We start from the raw sequence: 24,970 nt of genomic DNA on the forward strand, positions 1-24,970 counted from the left end.
GCTCCTGAACATGAAAGTTTCATAAGAGCATAGCTCTGTCATTTTTTATTGTCAGATAAGAAGCGTCTGTTGAAAGGACGCTTTTAAGAAAGCAGATGTCTGGCTAGGAGGCTGACTGAGAATAGCGCCCGTAGCGAGGACGGCAGAAAATTGAGGATGAAAATTCGGTTTTGTGAGGAGAATAGCGAGCTATTTGACGAACAAAAGCGGATTTTCAGACCTATTTGCTGCCGCCGCACGACTGCATGGATGCAGGAGCTAGAGCAACGCAGGAGCAGTTGCCGCGTAGGGCAGACTATTCTCGGTCAGCCTCCTAGGGAAGCAGCCAGCCCATTGGCTGGCTGTATACCCGAAAAATCAGGCGAAAGGACGGATACCCACTTTATTGCGAATATCCTGCAGAAACGGCACGGCTTCAGCACGGGCTTTTTCCGCACCTTTTTTCAGCTCAGCTTCAATAAATGCCGGGTCAGCCATCAACGCGTTATAGCGCTCACGAGGCTCCCTGAGTACATTGTTGATGTATTCAAAGAGTTCATTTTTCAAGTCACCCCAGCCAGCACCGGCTTCGTACTGCTGTCGTTTTTCAGCCACCTCCTGTTCCGTCGCAAAGGCTGAAAAGATCTGAAACAGAGTACAGGTTTCCGGGTCTTTAGGTTCACCAGGCTCCAGAGAGTTGGTTTTGATCTTGCGGATCAGCTTGAGCAGCTTTTTCTCTGGCACAAACAACGGGATGGTGTTGTCGTAGCTCTTGCTCATCTTGCGACCGTCAAGACCATTGAGAACCGCTGTGTTTTCACCCACCACGGCTTCAGGCAGCACAAACCTGGTTTTGTAGTGGTGGTTCATTCGACCGGCAATATCCCTGGCCATTTCCAGATGCTGAACCTGATCACGACCCACTGGAACACGGTTGGCATTGAACATCAGGATATCCGCCGCCATCAGGATCGGGTAATTGAACAACCCCATCAGCACGCCCTTGTCCGGGTCAGACTCGCCCGCTTCCTGATTGCTCTGGGTAGCTGCTTTATAGGCATGCGCACGATTCATCAGACCTTTGGCGGTCATGCAACCAACAATCCAGTTCAGTTCCATAATTTCCGGAATATCAGACTGACGATAAAAAGTGACACGATCGGTATCCAGACCCAAAGCCAGCCATGTCGCGGCAATTTCCAGCCCGGACTGATGAATACGCTTGGGATCTCGCCCCTTGATCAGGGCATGGTAGTCCGCCAGAAACAGGTAGGACTGAATGTTTTCGTCACGGCTTTCTTCAATCGCAGGACGGATAGCACCCACATAATTGCCCAGATGCGGCGTGCCTGTGGTGGTAATACCGGTTAATACTTTGGTCTTTGTCATGGGGTCACTCATAGGCCTCACGAAGTGGCAATGGGCACTTTACTGGAAACGGGAAGGCAGCATTATAGAAGAGGCAAGGCAGGCAGCTCAACCGCAGGGGGCACTGCTGTCCGGTTAAACACACTCAAGCCCCATAGTCAGGGACGTCTGAAGCTTGAATATTTTTAACCGGACAAGAAGACTATTCTGGTTTCTTGTGACAGCGTTTCCTACTACAAACAGGTTTGCTTGGGCAGCTCAAACCGTAGCAGACGATATTTTCATAGAAGGTGGAACCTGGAGGGCAAGAATCCCAGGTTGTAAAAATAGAGCAACGAAAAGGATTGCAGCCATCACCATTACATAAATGGCAAGCAGGAGAAAACTGTTCAACAGTGCATGTACATCTGGAGCAGTCACCATGGAACGATGGGCTCTCGCATTTGGAGCAAAAATCGTCTTCATTGCCAGCTGCATAGCTAACTTTATTGCTACCCTCATTGCTACCTTTATCACTCTCGCTCTGGTCGTTCAAAGCTGGGCGGAAGAAGGGTGAGAAATACAAGGCGCCAACAAATAACCCACATGACTTCTCACCATTATCCGATACCGTTTCATATCCAAATTCAAATCCTTTGCCGACGGTAGACTGGACGCAGATGTCCAGGTGACCTGCGTTCTGATTTCTGTTTTTGAATACGTAATAGCTTCTGGATACGTATTGATAGCCATTGTCGTTTTTTTCAATATGAGCAAAGGAAGTGAGCCAGGTGGCTAGCTGCTCATACGTTGCGTCAAGCCAATCAAAGTTGGCGGTGTGCTGTGTGTCCTGGACGACAACACCAAGTAGTCGCGGGTATGCACAGACAAACGAATCAGGTGCAGTTCCGGGGATGACCTTACCAATCAGATTGCCAGCATCTGTTCCAGTGTCGGAAGGCATGCACATCAGGACATCGGGATGAGCAGCCTCAAAGATATCTGTCGTTAATTCGCCAGCATCTTTCATCATGCCAGAGCTGGAACCAGCTTGCATGTTCCCGGGACAGGTATCGGCACGAACATTGAGGGTAATTGTGGACAATAAAACCAGCGCGAAAAAAAGCCTATGTATGAGGGGTTTCATAAATAACTCTTTTTTCATTGTTCAGTAAAACGGATGTAGGAAAAGAGTAAAAAACGCCAAGCGACTTTTTATAGAATCAAAGTACAAATGAACGACAAAAGTCACCTTAATCATGCACTAAAAGTCTGGGGAGTAGGAGCCTTGCTCGCGTGTTTTCGATTGGATCAGAATTCATCAGCCTGATTCTGAGCAGCCAAGACTACACATGCACCGACTGATAATAGCAAACCCCTGATAAGTCTGCCCGAATAGAGACATTCTCATGATGTGTCGTACTTATTCTTATTGGTTTTATCTCATCCGACATCACACTGCCGACCCTGAAAGAACAGGTGTGCACTGATTTGTAAAATTGAGACATTATCCAGATAGCTCTTAAGGCACCGGATACTGACAAGAGCCGACATTCGTCGGCTCTTTCTGACACTCACACTTCAGATCTTCAAACAATTTTCAAGGAAACCGATGCTGTCTCAACGGCTCTCTTACTGAGCGATCTGAAGCGTAGCAGCAAGAATACAGCAGAAAGCGTCAGTGCCAGCACTAAGCCAATCCAGAGACCATGAGGACCCATAGGTTCATCGGCAATAAAATCCGTCAATCCCAAGGTATAGCCCAGTGGCAGGGCTATACCCCAACAGGCAATCAGAATAATGATCATGGGTACCCGGGTGTCTTTGTAACCCCTTAACGCACCATTGGAAGCGACCTGAATACCATCGGCATACTGGAACAGTGCAGCAAAGATCAACAGCTGGGCAGCCAGCGCTTTAACCGCAGTATCCTGGGTATAAAGCGATGTCAGAGCGTCGGCAAACGCCCAGATAACAGCAGCCATCAGGGTGGCGGTCAGCAGGGTCGCTACGATACCCGAATACCCCGAGAATCTTGCAGCCTGAGGATCACCGGCCCCCAGAGCCTGGCCTACCCGGATGGTTATTCCCATGGATAGACTCAACGGCACCATAAAGGCCATGCTGGCAAGATTCAATGCAATCTGGTGACCTGCAACGGTCACGGCGCCCAGTTTACCGATAACCAGAGCGACCGCCGAAAATATACTGGCTTCAAAAAAGATGGCCAGACCGATGGGGACACCCAGTTTCAGGTGCGCAGCAATGCGACCTATTTCAGGCCATTCAAAGCGTTCAAACAGATTCACTTCTTTATGCTTTTGATCGAACCGGGTGTAGCAGAACATCAACAGGCACATCACCCAGAAACAGATGGCCGTCGCATAGCCACAACCTACGCTACCCATCTCCGGAAAGCCGAACTTGCCATAAATCAGTACATAATTAATCGGAATATTGATCAGCAAACCGACAAAGCTGATGAGCATAGCCGGTTTGGTAATGGAGCGTCCTTCGCAATAACTGGCCATGGTTTGATATAAACAGATTCCGGGCACACCCCAGGCCAATGCCTCAAGGTAAGCATCGGTTTTGGCAGCCATTTCGGCATCGACTTCCAGCACATTGAGCAGTGGCATGGCGTTCATCATCAACACCATGCCGACCACACTTAACACCAGAGACAGCCACATGGCCTGACGAACCGGTGAAGCAATCCAGTCTATTTTTCCGGCACCAAAAAGGTGGGCGACCGTGGGTGTTGTCGCCATCAGGATACCCCTGATTAACAAATAAATCGGGACCCAGATACTGGAGCCAATGGCCACCGCTGCCAGATCTTCCGCAGAGTATTGACCTGCCATACTGGTATCCACAAAGCCCATACCGGTAGTCGCCAGCTGCGCACCCAGAATCGGGGCAGATAGATAAATAAGTTCTTTAAGTTCCTTAGAATATCGTTGGTATAGCGTTGGGCTGGCTGTCATTTTTCCTCACTGCTCTGATGGGCTTTTACCAATACTGAATCGGGGTGAAAGTTGAACCATCTTACCAGTCACATAACAACATTTGATATGGCTATTTTGCCGTGACTTTTTGAGGCCTTGCGCGGGATTTTTACCTATTTCCTTTTGCCGGTTTCGCCTTTTGACGACATATTTGCTACTGTCGGTGGATGCCTGAATTACCTGAAGTTGAAACGACCCGAAGAGGTATTGCACCACATATTATTGGTCAGACCGTATCGGATGTTATTGTTCGCAATCCACAACTGCGCTGGCCGGTTCCGGAACATTTGCAACAGCATTTATCCGGGCAGATTATCCGTGCAGTCACCCGACGGGCGAAGTATCTCCTGATCAAAACCGACGCTGGAACCTTATTGGTTCACCTGGGGATGTCCGGAAGCCTGCGCATACTGAAAGAACCGCAGGAAGCCCGAAAGCATGATCATGTCGATCTGGTTTTCAGTCATGGGATAAGACTGAGATACACCGACCCAAGAAGGTTCGGAGCGGTTCTGTGGATCGACGACGATGTGATGAAACATGACTTGTTAGGCAAACTCGGCCCGGAGCCTCTCAGTGATGAATTCACAGCCCAGAGACTTTATCTCAAATCCCGGGGGAAAAAACAGCCGGTAAAAACGTTCATCATGGACAGCCATGTTGTCGTTGGGGTCGGGAATATTTACGCCAATGAAGCCCTGTTCAAAGCAGGCATCCGGCCTGACAGGCCCTGCGGAAAAATTTCCAAAGCCCGTTACGAGCGACTGACCGAAAGCATCAAAGAGACTCTGGCAAAAGCCGTTAAACAGGGTGGCACAACACTGAGGGATTTTGTCGGAGGCGATGGCAAGCCAGGTTACTTCAAGCAGGAACTGGCCGTCTATGGACGCAAGGGAGAAGCCTGCGTGCATTGTTCAACACCGATAGTAGAGATCCGGCTGAGTAATCGCAGTACCTGTTACTGTAAAAAATGCCAGCGTTAGTCTGAACCGGTATTTAACGGACCTTTTGAGGATTAGACATAGTTACAGAAACAAAATAGACTCGCACCGTTGGTTGGGGTGTCCGGAATGAATGTTTTCCGGACTGAGAGAGACCCATTGAACCTGAACCGGATCATACTGGCGTAGGAAACCGACGATTGAACGGGCACTCTATCCCCGGGAGGATTTCCCGGCACCGTTCTTCAGACACCTTTCTACGTCAGTTCGAAGAAGTAAACCGAACGATGACTAATGAGACGCCAATTGCCCTTACCATTGCCGGATCGGACAGTGGTGGTGGCGCCGGTATACAGGCAGACCTGAAAGCCTTTTCAGCATTGGGTGCCTACGGCTGCAGTGTTATTACCGCTCTGACCGCCCAGAATACTCAGGGCGTGCAGGGTATTTTTGACGTTGAGCCTGCCTTTATCCGTCAACAACTGGATTCAGTCTTTTCCGACCTTGCCATCAAGGCCGTAAAAGTGGGCATGTTGAGCCAGCCAGACGTCATCACAACGGTAGCGGATGCTCTGGCTCACTACCGCCCGGCCTATCTTGTGGTTGACCCTGTGATGGTGGCTACCAGTGGTGACGTTCTGCTGCACCAGAACGCTATTGAGACTCTCAGGCAATCACTGATTCCCAAAGCCAGTCTGATCACCCCCAATCTGCATGAAGCTGCGGTACTGCTTGACCGCCCGGTGCCCAAAAATCCGGATCAGATGATCGATATGATTGGACCTTTGCTGGCGCTTGGCTCGCGGGCGATTCTTCTTAAAGGTGGTCACCTGAGTGCTGGCAATAGTGATGATAAGGCCACTGATTTTTATCACGACGGGAGTTCTTTGCACCGACTGGAATCCAACTGGATAAAAACCGTTAACACCCACGGCACAGGCTGCACACTCTCCTCAGCGATCACCGCATTGCTGGCTCGTGGCTACTCCATGAGTGAAGCCATTCCAGAGGCCAAAAAGTACATTGCCCAAGCCATTGCCCATGCCGATCAGCTGAGCATCGGTGAGGGTAGCGGACCTGTACACCACTTTTACAACATCTGGTGATCCGGTCTGAATGTTTGATGTTTTAGTAAAAAATGCTGCTCTGGCTTATGGTGAGAAGGTTATTTTTAGTGGTCTTGACCTGACTCTCGCAGGAGGCGAGTGGACCTGTCTGCTCGGTGGCAGCGGGGTTGGCAAAACCAGCCTGTTGCGTTTGATTGCCGGTTTATCCACAGGCCAGCCTTCTATTCCCCAAAAAAATGTCTTAACCACGGCCGGCACCGTGCTCTGTCAGGATGGCTTTTCCCTTGCAGGTCGCATTGCCTGGATGGCCCAGCAGGACCTGCTGCTGCCCTGGTTCTCTGTCATTGACAATATTACGCTGGGTGAACGGCTCAGAAGCTCTCTCTTTAGACGAAAAAAAGTCCCTGCCGAAGAAATGGCAAGAGCCAGACATATTCTTGAGCAGGTTGGCCTTGTGGATAAGTCTGACGAACTACCCCAGAACCTTTCCGGTGGACAACGACAGCGCGTCGCCCTGGCCAGGACCCTGATGGAAAATCGCCCCCTGGTGTTGATGGACGAACCCTTTGGCGCCCTGGACGCCATCACCCGACTGAATCTTCAGGACCTTGCCTGTGAGTTACTGGCTCATCGGACGGTGCTGTTGATCACCCATGACCCTCTGGAAGCCCTGAGGCTGGGCCATCGTATTTATCACCTTCAGGGTCATCCCGCAACATTAACCGAAGCCATTATCCCGCCCGGTACGCCACCCAGATCGTTGGAAAACAGGACCTTGCTGAGCCTGCAGGGTGAACTGCTGGAACGACTGAGACATGAGGAAGAGCGTAAATGAAATTCTGGATGCCGCTGCTCAAGCCTTTTCTGGTAGTTCTCGGCCTGTTAGTCCTTTGGGAATCCATTGTCGTACTGTTTTCTATGCCTGACTATATATTGCCGGGACCACGGGCAGTGTTGAACAGTATGTACGACAATGCTTCTTTGCTGTGGGAACACACGCTCGTCACCCTGACAGAGATGCTGCTGGGTCTGGTTCTGGGGGTTCTGTCGGGCATCCTGCTGGCTATGATTCTGGTCTATTTCGTAACGCTTCGACCATGGCTTCTACCACTGCTGCTCATTACCCAGGCGGTCCCGGTCTTTGCATTGGCTCCCATACTGATGCTCTGGTTTGGCTATGGTCTGGCTTCCAAAGTGGTCATGACCATTCTGGTGATTTTCTTTCCGGTTGCCACCTGCTGCTATGACGGCCTGCGCCACACTCACCAGGGCTGGCTGGACATGGCAAAGACCATGGGCGGAAACCGTTTTTCCGTACTGCGACATATCCGCTGGCCGGCAGCCCTTCCTGCCCTGGCCTCCGGCCTGAGGGTTGCGGTTGTTGTGGCTCCCATAGGTGCTGTTGTTGGTGAATGGGTAGGCTCCAGCGCCGGGTTGGGCTACCTCATGTTGCAAGCCAATGCGCGCCTGTGGGTAGACCAGATGTTCGCAGCGCTGACAGTACTGGCTTTCTGCTCTGTCGGTCTCTACTTCATGACCGATCTGGCTCTGAAAAAACTTATCCCCTGGCAACCTGCCACCTGACTCTGCTGAGGACTCATCATTTTGCTCGTACAAAAACTATTCAGAAAAGTGTCGGTTCTGCTGTCGCTTCTGTTGGCCACCTCACTTTCATTCGCCCAGCCTGATAAAGAGCTGAACCTGATGCTGGAGTGGTTCGTCAATCCGGATCATGGGCCTATCGTGATTGCCCAACAAAACGGCTACTTCAGGGATCAGGGGTTGAAAGTAAACATACAGGAGCCTGCTGATCCTAACCTGCCTCCCAAGCTGGTTGCCGCCGGTGATGTTGACCTCGCCGTCTATTATCAACCCAGCTTGACCCGAGGCGTCGCCAATGGCCTGCCTCTGGCCTGGGCGGGTACCCTGGTTGCGACACCTCTGGACGGACTGATTGTCCTGGAAGATGGGCCGATCAAATCCCTGAAAGACATGAAAGGGAAAACCATTGGCCTGAATATTGGCGGCAATGAGAACGCTTTTCTGGATACGCTGTTCAAACCTTACGGTTTTTCTTCGAAAGATATCAAGATGGTGAATGTCGGCTGGAACCTGTCTTCTTCCCTGATGTCAGGCCGTGTTGATGCAATTATGGGTGCCTACCGGAACTTTGAACTGAACCAGCTGGCCATCGAAGGTCGACAAGGCAAAATGTTCTATTACGAAGAAAATGGTATCCCTCCCTACGACGAACTGATTTTTATTGCCAACAGCAAGAAGCATGACAAGCAGGTGATCAGGAAATTCCTGCGAGCCATCGAACTGGGCACCCAGTTTATTGTCAACAATCCGCAAGTCTCCTGGGAGATTTTCAGAGATTACAGCCCCAAAAAGCTGAATAACGAGCTTAACCGACGGGCATGGATTGATACGCTGTCACGCTTTGCTCTCAGGCCCTCTGCCAGAGACACAGGGCGCTATGATCGTTTTGCCCGATTTCTCGAAGACCATGGCGATCTGAAAAACATTCCACAAGCCAAAGACTACATGCTGAATCTCTGACGAGCAGAGGGCAAAGCAGCTTCAGGTCAGCTGCCTTGCCTGACAGGCATCCAATAAATCAATCAAAATTCATCGTAATACCGTAGTTTCCTTATCTGTTCCAGTGACTGCACTGGAACTTTAACGGCGCTGTAGCTGTCAAATGCCTTATTTTCTGGATTGAATGCTTCATAGACAAATTCGTTACCATCAACTTTAATGACTTTGGTAATACCCAAACCACCAATCGGGTTTAAAATATTGGCTGACGATTTAAAGTCATTTAAATCAACATCTTTATATTTAAGATCGAAGAGCAGTCTATCCACCGTGTCTTTGGGGGAAACAAATCTAAGATCGAAGATCAATCTTTCCCCGGTGTCTTTGGGGGAAAACCATACACCAGAATAAGCTATTAATTTAAGATTCTGTCCCGGGATTTCTATGACCGTATCATATCTACCGTACAATATGTCCTCACTGTGGTATTCACCATATCCTGTAATAATAAACTTTACCGGATATTTATAACGATGAGGTGGGTGGTAAGTAATATATTCGTTAAAAGGTAAATCACCTTTAATAAGCCAGGTGCCTATTATCCCGTTTTCCACTTCATCGCACTGAGGTGGGTGGTGATTAATATATTCATTCAAAGGTAAATCATATTTAATAAGCCAAGCACCTGTCTCTTTTTCCACTTCTTCAGCGTGTAAATAAGTAAAAGACAGAAATATCATTATGTAAGCTGCACATTTAATTTTCATTATCAGGTTTCTCCTATCCAAAAAACGTCAGACCAATGGAATATGGATTAAGTTCCAGAGATGCCTGAAAAAAAAATCCCTATCCCATGGCGATCTGAATAACGTTTCAGAAGCCAAAGCCTGGATGCTGAATCTCGGATGAGCAGAAAGCAAAGCAGCTTCAGGTCAGCTGCCTTGCCTGACAGGCATCAAAAAAGTCAATCAGAGTTCATCGTAATACCGTAGTTTCTTTATCTGTTCCAGTGACTGCGTTGGAACTCTAACAGCGCTGTATCTGTCAAATACCTTATTTTCCGGCTTGTACTCTTCGTAGATAAATTCATTACCATCAACCTTTAGAACTCTGGTAATAGCTAAACCACCAATAGGGTTTACAATATTGACTGGCAATTTAAAATTGTATATATCAACGTCTTTTTGTTTAAAATCGAAAATCAATTTTTCCTCCATATCTTTGGGGCAAAACCATACACCAGAAACCGCTATTACTTTAAGATTCCGTTCCGGTACTTCTACAACCGAATCATATCTACCGTACAATATATCCTCACTGTAGTATTCACCATATCCTGTAATAATGAACGTTACCGGATCTTTATAGCGATAAGGTGGGTGGTAAGTAATATATTGATTAAAAGGTGAATCATCTTTAATAAGCCAGGTGCCTATTATCCCATTTTCCACTTCATCGCAATGATGTGTGTGGTGATTAATATATTCATTCAAAGGTAAACCATATTCAACAAGCCCAGTACCTGTCTCTTTTCCCACTTCTTCAGCGTGTAAATTAGTAAAAGACAGAAATATCATTGTGCAAGCTGCATATTTAATGTTCATTATCAGGTTTCTCCTATCCAAAAAACATATAAGTACTCAACCATACGAAATCATATTTTCTGACTCATTGTTCAGGCACTCGCGGCAACTGCTCCTGCGTTGCAACTCTGGTCGCATAGCTTGCTATGTTCCCGTCGTTGCGCCTTGCAGAGCACCTGCCCAATAAGCCAGAAATATTCGATTCCGTATGGCTGAGTACTTATAGACCGATGGAATATAAATTAAGTTCCAGAGTTGCCTGACAAAAAACCTGGGGGAATAGAACTGTCGTGCGTAGTTTTATTCCACCTTAGCGATCTGAAAAACATTCCACCCACCAGAAACTGCATGCTGAATCACCGATGGGCAGAGGACGAACCGGCCTCAGACAAGTTGCTCTGCCCGTCAGGCCTCAAAAAAATCAGTCGGATATCATCAAGATGCGGTAGTTGCTTTATCTGTTCCAGTGACTGATCCGGAACTTTAACAGCTTTGTATCTGTCAAGTTCCTTGCTATCTGGATTGCATTCTTCGTAGATAAATTCGTTAGCATCAACTTGTACAACTCTGGTAAGACATAAACCACCAGCTGGGTTTAAGATTTCTTTTCCGACTCTAAGACGATCTAAATCAACGTCTTTACTCTTAACATCAAGAATCATTTTTTCCTGTGAGTCTCTGGGAAAGAACCATACACCACTGCCAGCTATTGCTTTACCACTGAGTATTGGCATTTCTACAACCAGATCATATCTGCCGTATAATACATCCTCGCTAAAGCATTCACCACATCCTCTAATATTGAACAATGCCGGTTCTCCAAGCTGACAAGGTGGATGGTAAGTTATATATCTATTAAAGGGTAAATTATCTCTGATAAGCCAAGTGCCTATTATCTGCTTTTCCACTTCATCGGCGTGTAAATAAGTAAAAGACAGAAGTAGTATTATGTAAACTGCATATTTAGGTTTCATTTTCAGGTTCCTGGCATCAAAAACAACACATAGCTCAGTGAAATATATATTAAGTATCCAGAGATACCTGACAAAAAATTACGAAGGACAGCACTGTCGTGCTGCCCATCAATTGGGTGATAGATGGAATTAAGTACCGGGTCAGTCAGGCGAAACCAAGGGGTCAGGTACTTAATATTCTGGCTGAAGATCCTTGTCCAAAACCCTGAGCAGACCGGTTAGCGATCGTATCTCGTAATCAGGTCTGCGATCGCCATTGAACGCCTTGTCAGCAGGATTAAACCAGACGGTTCCAATTCCCAGTGCTCCGGCACCAGCGACATCGGCTTTCAGGCAATCCCCCACATGAAGGGTCTCATCGGGAGTCACACCGGCACGTTCCATGGCTTTCAGGAACAGAGTCGGCTCTGGTTTCAGACTGTTGTAATCCTCTGCCTTGAGAGCAAAATCGAAAAACTCACTGACCGATAATTTCTCAACATCGACATTGCCATTAGTAACCGCAGCCAGTGTATAGTCTGCTGACAGATGAGAGAGGACCGGCTGAACTTCGGGAAAACACTTCACATCATGACGCCACTCCATAAACTCCCGCATCAAGTCACCGGCAATTTCTTCCGCTCTTGATTCCGGGCAATCGCAGTCTTGCAGAATCTTCTGCAGAGAAAACCGGCGCAGTTCCGTAATCTGATATTTGAGCTGCGGATGATCCTCCAGGAGTTTGACCCGATACTCAAACACTTGTTTGGGGTTCATTCTTTCGTGGGTTTCTGGCCAGTATTCACAGAGTTTTTTCCAGGCTTTCTGTTCTGCCCGAATCAGCACCGGCATATTTTCCCAGAGTGTGTCATCCAGATCGAAAGTGATCAGCTTTATCATTATTTTTTCCTTTTGGGTTCTTTTATTGCTGAAGGCTCCTGATCTTCGGTAACTCTCTCTTCCCTATCAGACGGTTCATTAACAGAGGACGCCTTACTGATTCTCTGTGCTCTCGGATGAGCCTTATCATATACGTCGGCCAGATGTTGAAAATCAAGATGGGTATATATCTGGGTAGTAGCGATATCACTGTGCCCCAACAGCTCCTGAACCGCCCTGAGATCGCCACTGGACTCCAGCAGATGACTGGCAAAAGAGTGTCTCAGCAAGTGAGGATGCATACGCCCAGAGAGCCCCCTGTCTCTGGAAAGCTGACTCACACGGTTTTGCACCTGACGGGCACTGATACGATTACCCCGCTTTGAGAGAAACAGAGCCTGTACATTTTTTTCCGGAAAAATAACTCTGACGGACAACCATTTTTTTATAGCTTCACGCGCCTTTCGACCCACCGGCAGCCAGCGTTCTTTTTTGCCCTTGCCCAGCACGATCACCTGCCTGTAATCGTCCCGGAAACTATTGAGATTCAACCCAACCAGTTCCGAGAGGCGCAGCCCCGAAGAATAGAACAGTTCGAGGATAGCCAGATCCCTGATCACTAGTGGGTCATCATCCTCCTGATCAAGCAGCCTGGAGAGTTGATCGGCATCCATGGTGACAGGTAACTTTCTGCCCACCTTGGGTGCAGTGACTCTCTGGGCAGGGTTATCTGCAACCTTTCCCTGCCGGTTAAGGTAACGATAAAAACTGCGAACGGATGAAAGCAGGCGATGCAGACTCTTCTGCCCAAGGCCCTGGCCATGCAACTCTGCCAGCCATGTCCGGAGCTGACGTTCTTCAAGCTTTTGCCACTGAGTGATTCCAAGCACTTCGGCCTGTTTCAGTAATTTACCCAGATCGCTCTGATACGCCGAGCAGGTATGAACAGAGCTATTTTTTTCAAACTTCAGATAATCGAGAAAAGCATCAATATCCTGTTGCAGGAAACCCATGACAGACCCTTTGGTAAGCACATCTGTTCATCATTCACCAAGGCCTCTATCCATGCAATATCGATAACGATGGTTCTTTTGCATTTTTGCGGGAAATATAGCTCGCGACCAGCCTCCTGTTACCCGCAGGGAACCAAAACCAGATACAAGTGTCAAATGTAAAAAAAGTGAGGTTTTCATATGAATGCTACCGAAGGTGTTAGATGTGCAATATGCCACGATTCAGTAGAATGCAGTCCCTTCAAACTAACATGCGGACATGCTTTTGGTAAATCGTGCATGCGGGTATGGATGGAAAATTCTGGCCAAAAGAACTGCGCGATGTGTAGAAAAGAATTAACTCATGACGAAATAACACAGATAAACGATCTCCCGTTATATGATCGAACTGTAAATATTTTGAAAAAAGCTACCCCAATCTTTACCAAAACTGCTTCGTTTTATCTCAGGCTTTGCAGCATTTACGTTGTTGTTTCCGCAATTAAGTTAAAGTCTTTGGAAGCTTTCTCAGTTTCATATATTACCAGTATTGTGAATCCTGCCGTGTCTATTCCAACAGGTGTTATCGGGGCTCTCGGGGCTGCTGCTGGTGTCCCCAGAATTTATTCAACTGCTGCTGGGGCTGCATTCGGGGCTAGTGTCATGGCTGTGTCTAATAATCCTTTCTTAAAAACTTTCTCTTATCGGGTTGCAGTGGGGGTCATTTCGGGAGCTTCATTAGCTTATACATCATATAGCAGTAGGAGGTGAGTTTCACTTTCATCCGCTTCGACCTTGCAGTGACTCGTGATTAAGGCAATGAACCGTACAATTATCCTGATTCGAGCGAGTGAGTGCGTTTAAGGCTCTGCAACTCACGGAAAGTACCCCATCTGGCAATTCTGAAGTTCTTGTCTATTCTCTGTCTGTTCTATCAATATCAAGACCAGTCAAAAGTGTTCCTTTGTTTTTCCAGAGCAGAAAGTCGGCACAGATTTTTCCGGCGTTTTCCATCAGACAAGCAGGGCTGGGTTGGTATTATTAACACCCGTTGTTTAGAAAGATTTGAATGCATTTTTACCGTTTCTTCCTGGCATTTGTTCTTTTACTACTGGCTCTGGCGGTCTTGCCGTTATGTTATTCCTCAACCATTATTGACCGAAATAATCACGATGGACACAGGGTTCGGATTGAAATCAATGATGGTACAGATCCGCAGCAGGCGAGTCAGTGGCAAGTCAGTTTGCTGCTTCCGGAAGGCTTCAATAACCGTAAAAGCAGCCTTTGTTTTAAGGCGCCTGTGGTGTCAGCAGATTCGAACAGTATCGTACTGTTGACCATGAACACCCCGGGTAACTATTGCTACCAGCTGGTAATAGTGACAGAGATGCAAAAAACCGTCTTTCAGGATGTCTCCAAACGTGCCTCTGAAAGCGGCACACTGGTTCGTTTAAAATCCACGACGGCAGACAGACCAGAGATTATCTCTGTAAACAGTGATCAACCGCTGAACGTCAAACCCCAGGATACCCCACTGACCTTTCTGGTCTATTCCGACAACATGACTGACAGCGGGCTGGAAGCCGGTCAAAACCGAAATAGCACACTGGCAATGACAGGAGAATGGCTCGCTGGCAACGCAGATTTTTCCGGTGGCGGTAATGGAGGCTTCTTCTACTCACCTCCTCCACCATGGGGAGGAGGTGGGAGAGCATCGGGATTATTCGAAATGGACCTGATTATCCTGAGACCCGTCATCAACTGGCTGATGTCTATGGGCAAGGATTCCAGCTCACCTGAGGAACAGCCATCCCCGACGCGTCTGAAAATAACACGCGTCAATGGCGATGGCTCCTCCAGTGAAGCCGTTATACCCCTTGGCTGGCTTGACTTCCTGAGCACTGATCAACTGACCGATGTTAATTTCTGGAACACTCTCTTCCAACGTGCCGCCATTTCTTGCCCGGCGAGCGAGAGTCTTCACTGGCAGCTTAGCTGTTTGAAGCGATTTTTTGAGCACACTGCCTTGAAGACAGATCATGCTGGTGGCTTAAAGGCAGGTAACCAAGGTGGAGAACCCTCGGGTAAGTTACCAGATGAAGCATCAAAGGAAGAAAGTAACGACCACCAAAAAGAAAAAAAAGGTGAGCCTGAAGATCAGGGCAGCGGTCCACCGGGAGAAGGCAATTCTGATAATGGCGATGGTAATAACAGAAAAGACGACAATGGAAAAGAAAGTGAAAAAAACACCAAGACTCAAGACCTTCAGGTCATTGCCAACCAACTTGTAGCCCTCATTGAAAGCGACAATCCCGATGCCGTTTTTATGCTGAGACAAATACTGGATGAGCTGGACATGCCTCAGCGTTTGCAGGTTCTGGAAACAAAAGGCACAAACACCCAAGGCAATACTGTCACGCCTCTTGAGGCGATATTGAAACTACAGCGTTCTTTCTATGAGAACTCAACGCGCAACCGGTTTATTGAGCAGCTGATAGAAGCTACGAGCGACCAATCAAGGACCCTGGATAATCTTAACATTCCGTCTGAACGCCAACCAATGATTCCACCGGACCGGTCAATGCCCGAAGCTGGCGACAATAACCTGATGATTTTGTATAAGATTGTTCAGGACATCATCAACAGGTTCAATCAATCTGACCCGCAGCCATCAATAGGACACTTTGAAAAATCTTGCTTTACTGAGTACCTCGTTCAATTACTCCTGCTCTATTCAAACCCACTCGAATCCATTCGTGAGCTGTTAGGGAAAATATCAGATTCAGTCATCAGACATGATATTATGATTTCTGCACAATCATTGACATTCTCCACTCCTTTTCGCGCTATCCTTATACAACTTGATCAGCACCCATCGTTCCATGAATTAGAACGCCTCTCAAATGAACTGATAAAAACCCGAAAGCGATTGTGCGAACATTACTACAGGCTCTGCCATGTGAATTTTAAGTGCTGTGGATTGTATTTCCCCTGCCACAGATGTCATAACGAGAGCGATAAATGCAAAGTGACAGATTGCAGAGCTGTTGATGCATCATGGCTTCTATGTTCTATCTGTGGATATGAAGGGACGGTTACGGAGAATTCCCAGACATGTCCAAAATGTAACGAGCAAATGTCGCAATATTTCTGTGCAATATGCAAACACTTCACCGATACGGAAAAAAAACCGTACCACTGCGATAAATGCGGCCTTTGCCGAGTAGAAAAGGATACAACCTATCACTGTGATGTTTGCAATACCTGTCTGGATATAAGGTTACAAGACGTTCACAAATGCCGCGAAAACGCAGGCCACGACGACTGCGGCATCTGCATGGAAGGTGTCTTCCCCGGTGGCAGAGTACTCCCCTGCTTCCACATAGTTCACCATGAGTGCGCCATTGCAATGATTCAAAACGGGATAAGAACCTGCCCTGTTTGCAGATACCCTCTATACAGTCCGTTGGATGAAAACAATAATTAACCGTCTGACCGGATTTAATAATCACCGTCGTGATCGCTCCATGTTGATAAGTACTCAGCCATACGGAATCGAATATTTCTGGCTTATTGGGCAGGTGCTCTGCAAGGCGCAACGACGGGAACATAGCAAGCTATGTGACCAGAGTTGCAACGCAGCACGACTGCATGGATGCAGGAGCTAGAGCAACGCAGGAGCAGTTGCCGCGAGTGCCTGAACAATAAGTCAGAAAATATGATTTCGTATGGTTGAGTACTTAGTACAGGAAGAGGGGCGATGGTGCAGTTTTTAGCGCTGAAGAGGTTGCTGCTGCCAAAGGTCTTGTGGCACATGGCAAGTAACCCATTTAGCAATTCAGAAATTCTTGTCTATTCTCTGTTTGTTCTGCGGATAATAAGACCGGTCAATAATGTTCCTTTATTTTCCCAGTGCAGAAAGTCAGCACAGATTGTCCTGACTTTTTCTATCAGACCAGGAGGGTTGGCGTTGGTGTTGTTAACAAAAGTTATTTAGAAAGACTTGAATGCTTTTTTACCGTTTTTTCATAGCATTTGCACTTTTCCAAATGGTTATGATGACTGTGCAGTTGTGTCATTCCGCAACCATCATTGAACGACACTATCCCGATGGGCGCAGGGCTCGGATTGAAATCAATCATGGCACAGATCCCCAGGGTGTGAGTCAGTGGCAAATGAGTTTGCTGCTTCCGGAAGATTTCGATGACCAAAACAGCACCCTCTGCTTTAAGGCGCCTGTAGTGTCAGCAGATAGGAACAGTATCGCACTATTGGTCAAAAACGACTTGGGTAACTATTGCTATCAGCTGGTAATAGTCGCAAAGGAGCAAACATACGTCTCCCTGGATGTCTCAAAAAGTGCCTCAAAAAGTGCCTCTGAAAACAGCACACTTGTGCGCTTAAAATCCACGACGGCAGACAAACCGGAGTTGGCTTCTGTCACCACCAATAATCTCCTTAACGGCAAATCCCATGCTACCCCACTGACCTTTCTGGTCTATTCCGACAACATGACTGACAGCGGGCTGGAAGCCGGTCAAAACCGAAATAGCACACTGGCAATGACAGGAGAAAGGCTCGCTGGCAACGCAGATTTTTCCGGTGGCGGTAATGGAGGCTTCTTCTACTCACCACCTCCACCATGGGGAGGAGGTGGGAGAGCATCGGGATTATTCGAAATAGATCTGATTATCCTGAGACCCGTCATCAACTGGCTGATGTCTATGGGCAAGGATTCCAGCTCACCTGAGGAACAGCCATCCCCGACGCGTCTGAAAATAACACGCGTCAATGGCGATGGCTCCTCCAGTGAAGCCGTTATACCCCTTGGCTGGCTTGACTTCCTGAGCACTGATCAACTGACCGATGTTAATTTCTGGAACACTCTCTTCCAACGTGCCGCCATTTCTTGCCCGGCGAGCGAGAGTCTTCACTGGCAGCTTGGCTGTTTGAAGCGATTTTTTGAGCACACTGCCTTGAAGACAGATCATGCTGGTGGCTTAAAGGCGGTTAATGAAGGTGGAGAACCCTCGGGTAAGTTACCAGATGAAGCATCAAAGGAAGAAAGTAACGACCACCAAAAAGAAAAAAAAGGTGAGCCTGAAGATCAGGGCAGCGGTCCACCGGGAGAAGGCAATTCTGATAATGGCGATGGTAATAACAGAAAAGACGACAATGGAAAAGAAAGTGAAAAAAACACCAAGACTCAAGACCTTCAGGTCATTGCCAACCAACTTGTAGCCCTCATTGAAAGCGACAATCCCGATGCCGTTTTTATGCTGAGACAAATACTGGATGGGCTGGACATGCCTCAGCGTTTGCAGGTGCTGGAAACAAAAGGCACAAACACCCAAGGCAATACTGTCACGCCTCTTGAGGCGATATTGAAACTACAGCGTTCTTTCTATGAGAACTCAACGCGCAACCGGTTTATTGAGCAGCTGATAGAAGCTACGAGCGACCAATCAAGGACCCTGGATAATCTTAACTTTCCGTCTGAACGCCAACCAATGATTCCACCGGACCGGTCAATGCCCCAAGCTGGCGACAATAACCTGATGATTTTGTATAAGATTGTTCAGGACATCATCAACAGGTTCAATCAATCTGACCCGCAGCCATCAATAGGACACTTTGAAAAATCTTGCTTTACTGAGTACCTCGTTCAATTACTCCTGCTCTATTCAAACCCACTCGAATCCATTCGTGAGCTGTTAGGGAAAATATCAGATTCAGTCATCAGACATGATATTATGATTTCTACACAATCATTGACATTCTCCACTCCTTTTCGCGCTATCCTTATACAACTTGATCAGCACCCATCGTTCCATGAATTAGAACGCCTCTCAAATGAACTGATAAGACAGGCGCTTACTTCCCTCTTACTGCAAGAGCCCTCAGTACTGGTGCCTTTAACAGAACCTGTAATCAGCAACAGTGATAATACCTCCAGCGATACAACTACCAGCAATGCCAATAGATTCACGGATTCCATCCAGCAAGTTGATAACTACCAAAATGCCTCTGGCTCTACCGGCAGTTTCTCTAATCCACCCACCGAAAGATACTTAACGCAGGAAGCAAGGCCAAAGCAGCCTGCCCTTGCCGGCCAGCTAAATGACGCTTCCGGTATTGCCCGGATGACGGATAGACACGGACTAACTTTAGCTCCCTCAGCGGTGACTCCGGGAAATGCATCTAATGCAGGCGGCAGCCCGGCGATGCAAACTAATGGCACAAAGTGTTCTGCTTATTACCAGCTATGCAGCTCCCATAATCAGGAGGCAACCCCGTCGGGTACAGAATTAACGACAGCGGTTCAAAAAAACCGAAAGCGATTGTGCGAACATTACAACAGGCTCTGCCATGTAAATTTTAAGTGCTGTGGATTGTATTTCCCCTGCCACAAATGTCATAACGAGAGCGATAAATGCAAAGTGACAGATTGCAAAGCTGTTGATGCAACACGGCTTCAATGTTCTATGTGTGGCTATGAAGGGACGGTTACGGAGAATTCCCAGACATGTCCAAAATGTAACGAGCAAATGTCGCAATATTTCTGTGCAATATGCAAACACTTCACCGATACGGAAAAAAAACCGCACCACTGCGATAAATGCGGCCTTTGCCGAGTAGAAAAGGATGGAAGCTATCACTGTGATGTTTGCAATACCTGTCTGAATATAAGGTTACAAGACGTTCACAAATGCCGGGAAAACGCAGGCCACGATGACTGCGGCATCTGCCTGGAAGATGTCTTCCGCGGTGGCAGAGTACTCCCCTGCTCCCACATAGTTCATCGTGAGTGCGCCATTGCAATAATTCAAAACGAGATAAGAACCTGCCCTGTTTGCAGATACCCTATATACACTCAGTTGTATGAAAACAATAATTAACCGTCTGACCGGATTTAATAATCACCGTCTTGATCGCTTCATGTTTACAGTACAGGAAAAGGGGTTAAAAACAGTTCGCAACAATCTATTATAATCTAAAACTATCTTATAAAATCTCATGCATAGATAAGAGATTAGTAAAGATAGGTGAGGCAGCTCGTCTACTTGGTACAGACCCAGTAACACTACGAAAATCGGAAAGCACAGGTGAGCTGCTTCCTGCCAGAAAGACCAAAGTTGGAACTTGTTACTACGACGTGTCTGAATTCATAGGCTACAGTAACGAAGCTGCGCCTACGCTTTGCTATTGCAGAGTATCCGGTCACGACCAAAAGCCAGACTTAGACAGGCAGCAAGAGTTACTGGAAGCCTGCTGTTCTGCAAAAGGTTGGCGAACTCAGGTTATACGAAAAAATGCTTGAGACTTTGCGAGATGTTGTTAGCTCACAAGATTGAACTCAGACCGACAAAACAACAAGCCGATTATCTTGATAGGGCTTGTGGTTCTCGTCGTCATGCGTTCAATCAACTGTTAGCCCATTTCAATCAAGAAGGCGTTAAATGGTCAAAGAAGGCTGCGAATGAAAAATACCAAGAACTCAGGCTTGAGTTTCCCTGGTATGCCGAAGTCAGCCAACGTGTCACCAGGAACACAATCGACGATCTTCATGACGCCTTTACTCACTTCTTTCGTCGGGTGAAGAAAGGAGAAAAAGCAGGTTATCCAAGATTCAAGAAGCGAGGACTACACGACAGTTTTTCTCTCAGAGAAAAACCCAAGTTCGATGTTGATGACAGAACACTTCGCATTGAGAAACTGAAAACCCGCATCAAGATGCGCCAAGAGCTGAGATTCACAGGAACACCCTGTCAGGTGACAATCAGTAAGCGCGCCGGAAAGTATTTCGCTTCTATTTTGGTAGACACTCAGGATTACGACCCAAAAGCACAAAGCAATGAGTCTGTAGGCGTTGATTTTGGCATCAAGGATTTAGCTATTTGTTCGAATGGCAAAACCTTTGCTGCTAATCAGAAACTGAAAGGCTCTCTGAAACGCCTTAACAGGAAACAGAGGGCGTTAAGCCGCAAAACAAAGGGAAGCAACCGCTATGTGAAAGCCAAGCGAGCGGTTGCCAAACTACATTACCGGATAAGTAACCAGCGATCAGCCGTACTACATGAGGTAAGTGATTATCTGACGTCAAGATTCAAAATAATCACCCTCGAAAATCTGAATGTCAAAGGCATGGTAAAAAACCGCAAACTGGCAAGAGCAATCAGTGGCGCAGGTTTCGGTAAGCTGAGAGAACTTGTTGAATACAAGGCAGAGCTGAGAGGATGCCAGGTTGTGATTGCAGATCGGTTCTTTCCCAGCTCGAAGAAGTGTGCGGTTCATACTTGCGACTACGTAAATGACAATCTTACTCTGTCTGATCGTGAGTGGCGGTGTCCAAAATGTAAAACTCTGCATGATAGGGATTACAGTGCGAGTTTTAACCTTGATAATTATGGTCGAGACACGTTACAGCTCGACGGGGTCGCCCAGACCCTAAACCCTACGCAAGAGTGGAGTTAGACACGATTCGTCGTGCATCCATGCCGACGGCGTAGACAAGTCTACATAATTACAGATTATGTTAGATTTTTAGTAGCGGCTATGTTGCGGTTTTTAGCGCTGAAAAGGTTGCTGCTGCCAAAGGTTTTGTGGCACATGGCAAGTAACCCATTTAGCAATTCAGAAATTCTTGTCTATTCTCTGTTTGTTCTGCGAATAATAAGACCGGTCAATAATGTTCCTTTATTTTCCCAGTGCAGAAAGTCAGCACAGATTGTCCTGACTTTTTCTATCAGACCAGGAGGGTTGGCGTTGGTGTTGTTAACAAAAGTTATTTAGAAAGATTTGAATGCTTTTTTACCGTTTTTTCATAGCATTTGCACTTTTCCAAATGGTTATGATGACTGTGCAGTTGTGTCATTCCGCAACCATCATTGAACGACACTATCCCGATGGGCGCAGGGCTCGGATTGAAATCAATCATGGCACAGATCCTCAGGGTGTGAGTCAGTGGCAAATAAGTTTGCTGCTTCCGGAAGGTTTCGATGACCAAAACAGCACCCTTTGCTTTAAGGCGCCTGTGGTGTCAGCAGATTGGAACAGTATCGCACTATTGGTCAAAAACGACTTGGGTAATTATTGCTATCAGCTGGTAATAGTCGCAAAGGAGCAAACATACGTCTTCCAGGATGTCTCAAAAAGTGCCTCTGAAAACAGCACACTTGTGCGCTTAAAATCCACGACGGCAGACAAACCGGAGTTGGCTTCTGTCACCACCAATAAACTCCTTAACGGCAAATCCCATGCTACCCCACTGACCTTTCTGGTCCATTCCGACAACATGACTAACAGCGGGCTGGAGGCCGGTCAAAACCGAAATAGCACACTGGCAATGACAGGAGAAAGGCTCGCTGGCAACGCAGATTTTTCCGGTGGCGGTAATGGAGGCTTCTTCTACTCACCTCCTCCACCATGGGGAGGAGGTGGAAGAGCATCGGGATTATTCGAAATAGACCTGATTATCCTGAGACCCGTCATCAACTGGCTGATGTCAATGGGCAAGGATTCCAGCTCACCTGAGGAACAGCCATCCCCGACGCGTCTGAAAATAACACGCGTCAATGGCGATGGCTCCTCCAGTGAAGCCGTTATACCCCTTGGCTGGCTTGACTTCCTGAGCACTGATCAACTGACCGATGTTAATTTCTGGAACACTCTCTTCCAACGTGCCGCCATTTCTTGCCCGGCGAGCGAGAGTCTTCACTGGCAGCTTGGCTGTTTGAAGCAATTTTTTGAGCACACTGTCTTGAAGACAGATCATGCTGGTGCCTTAAAGGCGGGTAATGAAGGTGGAGAACCCTCGGGTAAGTTACCAGATGAAGCATCAAAGGAAGAAAGTAACGACCACCAAAAAGAAAAAAAAGGTGAGCCTGAAGATCAGGGCAGCGGTTCACCGGGAGAAGGCAATTATGGCAATGGCGATGGTAATAACAGAAAAGACGACAATGGAAAAGAAAGTGAAAAAAACACCAGGACTCAAGACCTTCAGGTACTTGCCAAGCAACTCGTAGCCCTCATTGAAAGCGACGATCCCGATGCCGTTTTTAAGCTGAGGCAAATATTGGATGAGCTGGACATGCCTCAGCGTTTGCAGGTGCTGGAAACAAAAGGCACAAACACCGAAGGCAACACTGCCACGCCTCTTGAGGCGATATTGCAACTGCAGCGTTCTTTCTATGAGAACTCAATGCGTAACCGCTTTCTCGAACAGCTGGTAGAAGCTACGAGCGATCAAACAAAGACTTTGGATGATTTTAACATTCCGTCTGAACTCCAGCCGATCATTCCACCTCACCGGACATTGCCCGAAGCGGGCAACAATAACCTGGTGATTTTGTATAAGATTGTTCTGGATATCATCCACAGGGTCAATCAATCTGAACAGCAGCCGCCCTTAAGACAATTTGAAAAATGTTGCTTTGCTGAGTACCTGGTTCAATTGTTACTGCTCTATTCAAACCCAATTGAATCTATTCGTGACCTGTTAGAGAAAATACCAGATTCAATACTAATCTGTGACATTATGTTTTTTGCAAAATCATTGACATTCTCTATCTCTTTTCGCAACGCTTTTTTACGACTTAAACAACACCCATCGCGCGATGAATTAGAACGCCTTTCAAATGGGCTGATGTGGCGGGCGCTTACTCACTCACAACGAGTGCTTTCTATAAAGCCTGTAATCAATCACAGTGCTAATGGCTACTTAAAGCAGGGAGCCAGGCCAAAACCTCCCGCCCTTGCTGATCAGCAAAACCCCTCTTCCCAAAAGCGATTACAGACAAGACGTGCACATGATAATCATCAGACCAATGAGGCACACGAACGATCCGATTTGCAAGTGTCGAGGAGAAATCAAAACGTCTTAACTCCATATCCGATCACTGATTCCCTTCTCGTCGAGCTGAAAAGAGACGCTGAGGAAAAAAGAGAGAAAAAAAGACAACGAATAAGACAGATAGAAAGACAACGGAAGGCAGGAGCCAGCCCGGCGATGCAGAGCAATGGCAAAGAGTGTTCTGCTTCTTACCAGCAGTCGAGCAACCATAATGAGGAGACAAACCCACCGGACGGGCAGCTAAAGACATCTGTGCAAGAAAACCGAAAGCCTTTATGCGGTCATTACCATAGGTTATGCCGTGTAAACTTTGGTTGCTGTGCCGGGTATTTCCCCTGCCAAAGCTGCCATAACATGAGTGACGATTGCGAGGTTAAAGATCGTCGGGCTGATAAAGCAATAAAGCTAAAGTGTTCTATCTGTAACTATGAGGGGGACATTACGGAAGACTCCCAGACCTGCCCGGGATGCAACCAGCTGATGTCGGACTATTTCTGTGCACAATGCAAACACTTCACCAATTTAGAAAAAAAACCGTTCCACTGTGATAAATGCGGCATTTGCCGAAAATACAAGGATAAGTGCTTTCACTGTGATGTTTGTAATGTCTGCCTGGATATAAGGTATCAAGACAATCACAAATGCCGGAAAAACTCAGGCCACGATGAGTGCTGTATCTGCCTGGAAGATGCCTTCTCCGGCTGCGTGATACTGAGTTGCTCCCACAAAGTACATCGTGAGTGCGGCACTGCAATGATTAAAAGTGGGATAACAACCTGCCCTGTTTGCAGACGCTCTCTGTACAACCCGTAATATAGCAATTCAGAC

Annotated in this window: 19 protein-coding genes and 1 riboswitch; of the genes, 11 read left to right on the forward strand and 8 right to left on the reverse strand. The window is 47.2% G+C overall.

The genetic code is table 11. The annotated features are described in order from the left end of the window. Positions 1-357: 357 nt before the first annotated feature. The 3 genes from P6910_RS23875 to P6910_RS23885 form a co-directional block, all read right to left on the reverse strand. Positions 358-1,368 (reverse strand): tryptophan--tRNA ligase, encoded by a 1,011-nt coding sequence (locus tag P6910_RS23875; protein WP_317143734.1) that lies wholly within the window; start codon positions 1,366-1,368, stop codon positions 358-360. A 181-nt stretch (positions 1,369-1,549) separates the two neighbouring features. Continuing rightward, positions 1,550-2,491 carry a hypothetical protein gene (locus P6910_RS23880; protein ID WP_317143735.1) on the reverse strand — a complete coding sequence of 314 codons (942 nt, stop codon included), beginning with the start codon at positions 2,489-2,491 and terminating at the stop codon, positions 1,550-1,552. Between the two features lie 424 nt (positions 2,492-2,915). Further along, positions 2,916-4,313, reverse strand: coding sequence for an MATE family efflux transporter (locus tag P6910_RS23885; protein WP_317143736.1), 1,398 nt, complete (start codon positions 4,311-4,313; stop codon positions 2,916-2,918). A gap of 188 nt (positions 4,314-4,501) precedes the next feature. Between P6910_RS23885 and mutM the strand changes: the two genes are divergently transcribed. The 5 genes from mutM (at position 4,502) to P6910_RS23910 (ending at position 8,904) form a co-directional block, all read left to right on the forward strand. Then, complete coding sequence (mutM, locus tag P6910_RS23890; protein ID WP_317143737.1) at positions 4,502-5,317, forward strand: bifunctional DNA-formamidopyrimidine glycosylase/DNA-(apurinic or apyrimidinic site) lyase; 816 nt, start codon at positions 4,502-4,504, stop codon at positions 5,315-5,317. A gap of 64 nt (positions 5,318-5,381) precedes the next feature. After that, positions 5,382-5,484, forward strand: a riboswitch (TPP riboswitch). Beyond that, positions 5,476-6,381 carry a bifunctional hydroxymethylpyrimidine kinase/phosphomethylpyrimidine kinase gene (gene thiD / locus P6910_RS23895; RefSeq protein WP_317143738.1) on the forward strand — a complete coding sequence of 302 codons (906 nt, stop codon included), beginning with the start codon at positions 5,476-5,478 and terminating at the stop codon, positions 6,379-6,381. (Overlaps the previous riboswitch by 9 nt.) Positions 6,382-6,391: 10 nt before the next feature. Continuing rightward, positions 6,392-7,177: an ABC transporter ATP-binding protein gene (locus tag P6910_RS23900; RefSeq protein WP_317143739.1), complete on the forward strand. Its 786-nt coding sequence runs from the start codon at positions 6,392-6,394 to the stop codon at positions 7,175-7,177. Then, on the forward strand, positions 7,174-7,926 hold the full coding sequence (locus tag P6910_RS23905) for an ABC transporter permease (protein ID WP_317143740.1): 753 nt from the start codon (positions 7,174-7,176) through the stop codon (positions 7,924-7,926). The genes P6910_RS23900 and P6910_RS23905 overlap by 4 nt, the downstream gene beginning before the upstream one ends. A 21-nt stretch (positions 7,927-7,947) precedes the next feature. Next, positions 7,948-8,904: an ABC transporter substrate-binding protein gene (locus tag P6910_RS23910; RefSeq protein WP_317143741.1), complete on the forward strand. Its 957-nt coding sequence runs from the start codon at positions 7,948-7,950 to the stop codon at positions 8,902-8,904. A 62-nt stretch (positions 8,905-8,966) separates the two neighbouring features. On the opposite strand, the gene P6910_RS23915 is transcribed toward P6910_RS23910, so the two are convergent. The 5 genes from P6910_RS23915 to xerC all read right to left on the reverse strand — a co-directional run bounded on the left by P6910_RS23915 (position 8,967) and on the right by xerC (position 13,332). Continuing rightward, complete coding sequence (locus tag P6910_RS23915) at positions 8,967-9,650, reverse strand: hypothetical protein (protein ID WP_317143742.1); 684 nt, start codon at positions 9,648-9,650, stop codon at positions 8,967-8,969. Between the two features lie 201 nt (positions 9,651-9,851). Beyond that, positions 9,852-10,487: a hypothetical protein gene (locus P6910_RS23920; protein WP_317143743.1), complete on the reverse strand. Its 636-nt coding sequence runs from the start codon at positions 10,485-10,487 to the stop codon at positions 9,852-9,854. A gap of 335 nt (positions 10,488-10,822) precedes the next feature. Continuing rightward, positions 10,823-11,440, reverse strand: coding sequence for a hypothetical protein (locus P6910_RS23925; RefSeq protein ID WP_317143744.1), 618 nt, complete (start codon positions 11,438-11,440; stop codon positions 10,823-10,825). A gap of 171 nt (positions 11,441-11,611) precedes the next feature. Beyond that, on the reverse strand, positions 11,612-12,319 hold the full coding sequence (locus P6910_RS23930) for an HAD-IA family hydrolase (RefSeq protein ID WP_317143745.1): 708 nt from the start codon (positions 12,317-12,319) through the stop codon (positions 11,612-11,614). Continuing rightward, complete coding sequence (xerC, locus tag P6910_RS23935; protein ID WP_317143746.1) at positions 12,319-13,332, reverse strand: tyrosine recombinase XerC; 1,014 nt, start codon at positions 13,330-13,332, stop codon at positions 12,319-12,321. Before xerC ends, P6910_RS23930 begins: the two co-directional genes overlap by 1 nt. A gap of 159 nt (positions 13,333-13,491) precedes the next feature. Between xerC and P6910_RS23940 the strand changes: the two genes are divergently transcribed. The 6 genes from P6910_RS23940 (at position 13,492) to P6910_RS23965 (ending at position 24,955) form a co-directional block, all read left to right on the forward strand. After that, complete coding sequence (locus P6910_RS23940; RefSeq protein WP_317143747.1) at positions 13,492-14,061, forward strand: RING finger domain-containing protein; 570 nt, start codon at positions 13,492-13,494, stop codon at positions 14,059-14,061. Between the two features lie 298 nt (positions 14,062-14,359). After that, positions 14,360-16,777 (forward strand): RING finger and CHY zinc finger domain-containing protein, encoded by a 2,418-nt coding sequence (locus P6910_RS23945; RefSeq protein ID WP_317143748.1) that lies wholly within the window; start codon positions 14,360-14,362, stop codon positions 16,775-16,777. After that, a complete protein-coding gene (locus tag P6910_RS23950) occupies positions 16,761-16,958 on the forward strand; it encodes a hypothetical protein (RefSeq protein ID WP_317143749.1) in 198 nt (65 codons plus the stop codon). Before P6910_RS23945 ends, P6910_RS23950 begins: the two co-directional genes overlap by 17 nt. A 396-nt stretch (positions 16,959-17,354) precedes the next feature. After that, entirely contained in the window at positions 17,355-20,189 is a 2,835-nt protein-coding gene (locus P6910_RS23955; RefSeq protein WP_317143750.1) for a CHY zinc finger protein, read from the forward strand. Positions 20,190-20,622: 433 nt separating this feature from the next. After that, on the forward strand, positions 20,623-21,765 hold the full coding sequence (locus tag P6910_RS23960) for an RNA-guided endonuclease TnpB family protein (RefSeq protein WP_317143751.1): 1,143 nt from the start codon (positions 20,623-20,625) through the stop codon (positions 21,763-21,765). A 385-nt stretch (positions 21,766-22,150) separates the two neighbouring features. Then, on the forward strand, positions 22,151-24,955 hold the full coding sequence (locus P6910_RS23965) for an RING finger and CHY zinc finger domain-containing protein (protein WP_317143752.1): 2,805 nt from the start codon (positions 22,151-22,153) through the stop codon (positions 24,953-24,955). The last annotated feature ends 15 nt before the right edge of the window (positions 24,956-24,970 follow it).

Source organism: Endozoicomonas sp. 8E (assembly GCF_032883915.1).
Taxonomy (GTDB): domain Bacteria; phylum Pseudomonadota; class Gammaproteobacteria; order Pseudomonadales; family Endozoicomonadaceae; genus Endozoicomonas_A.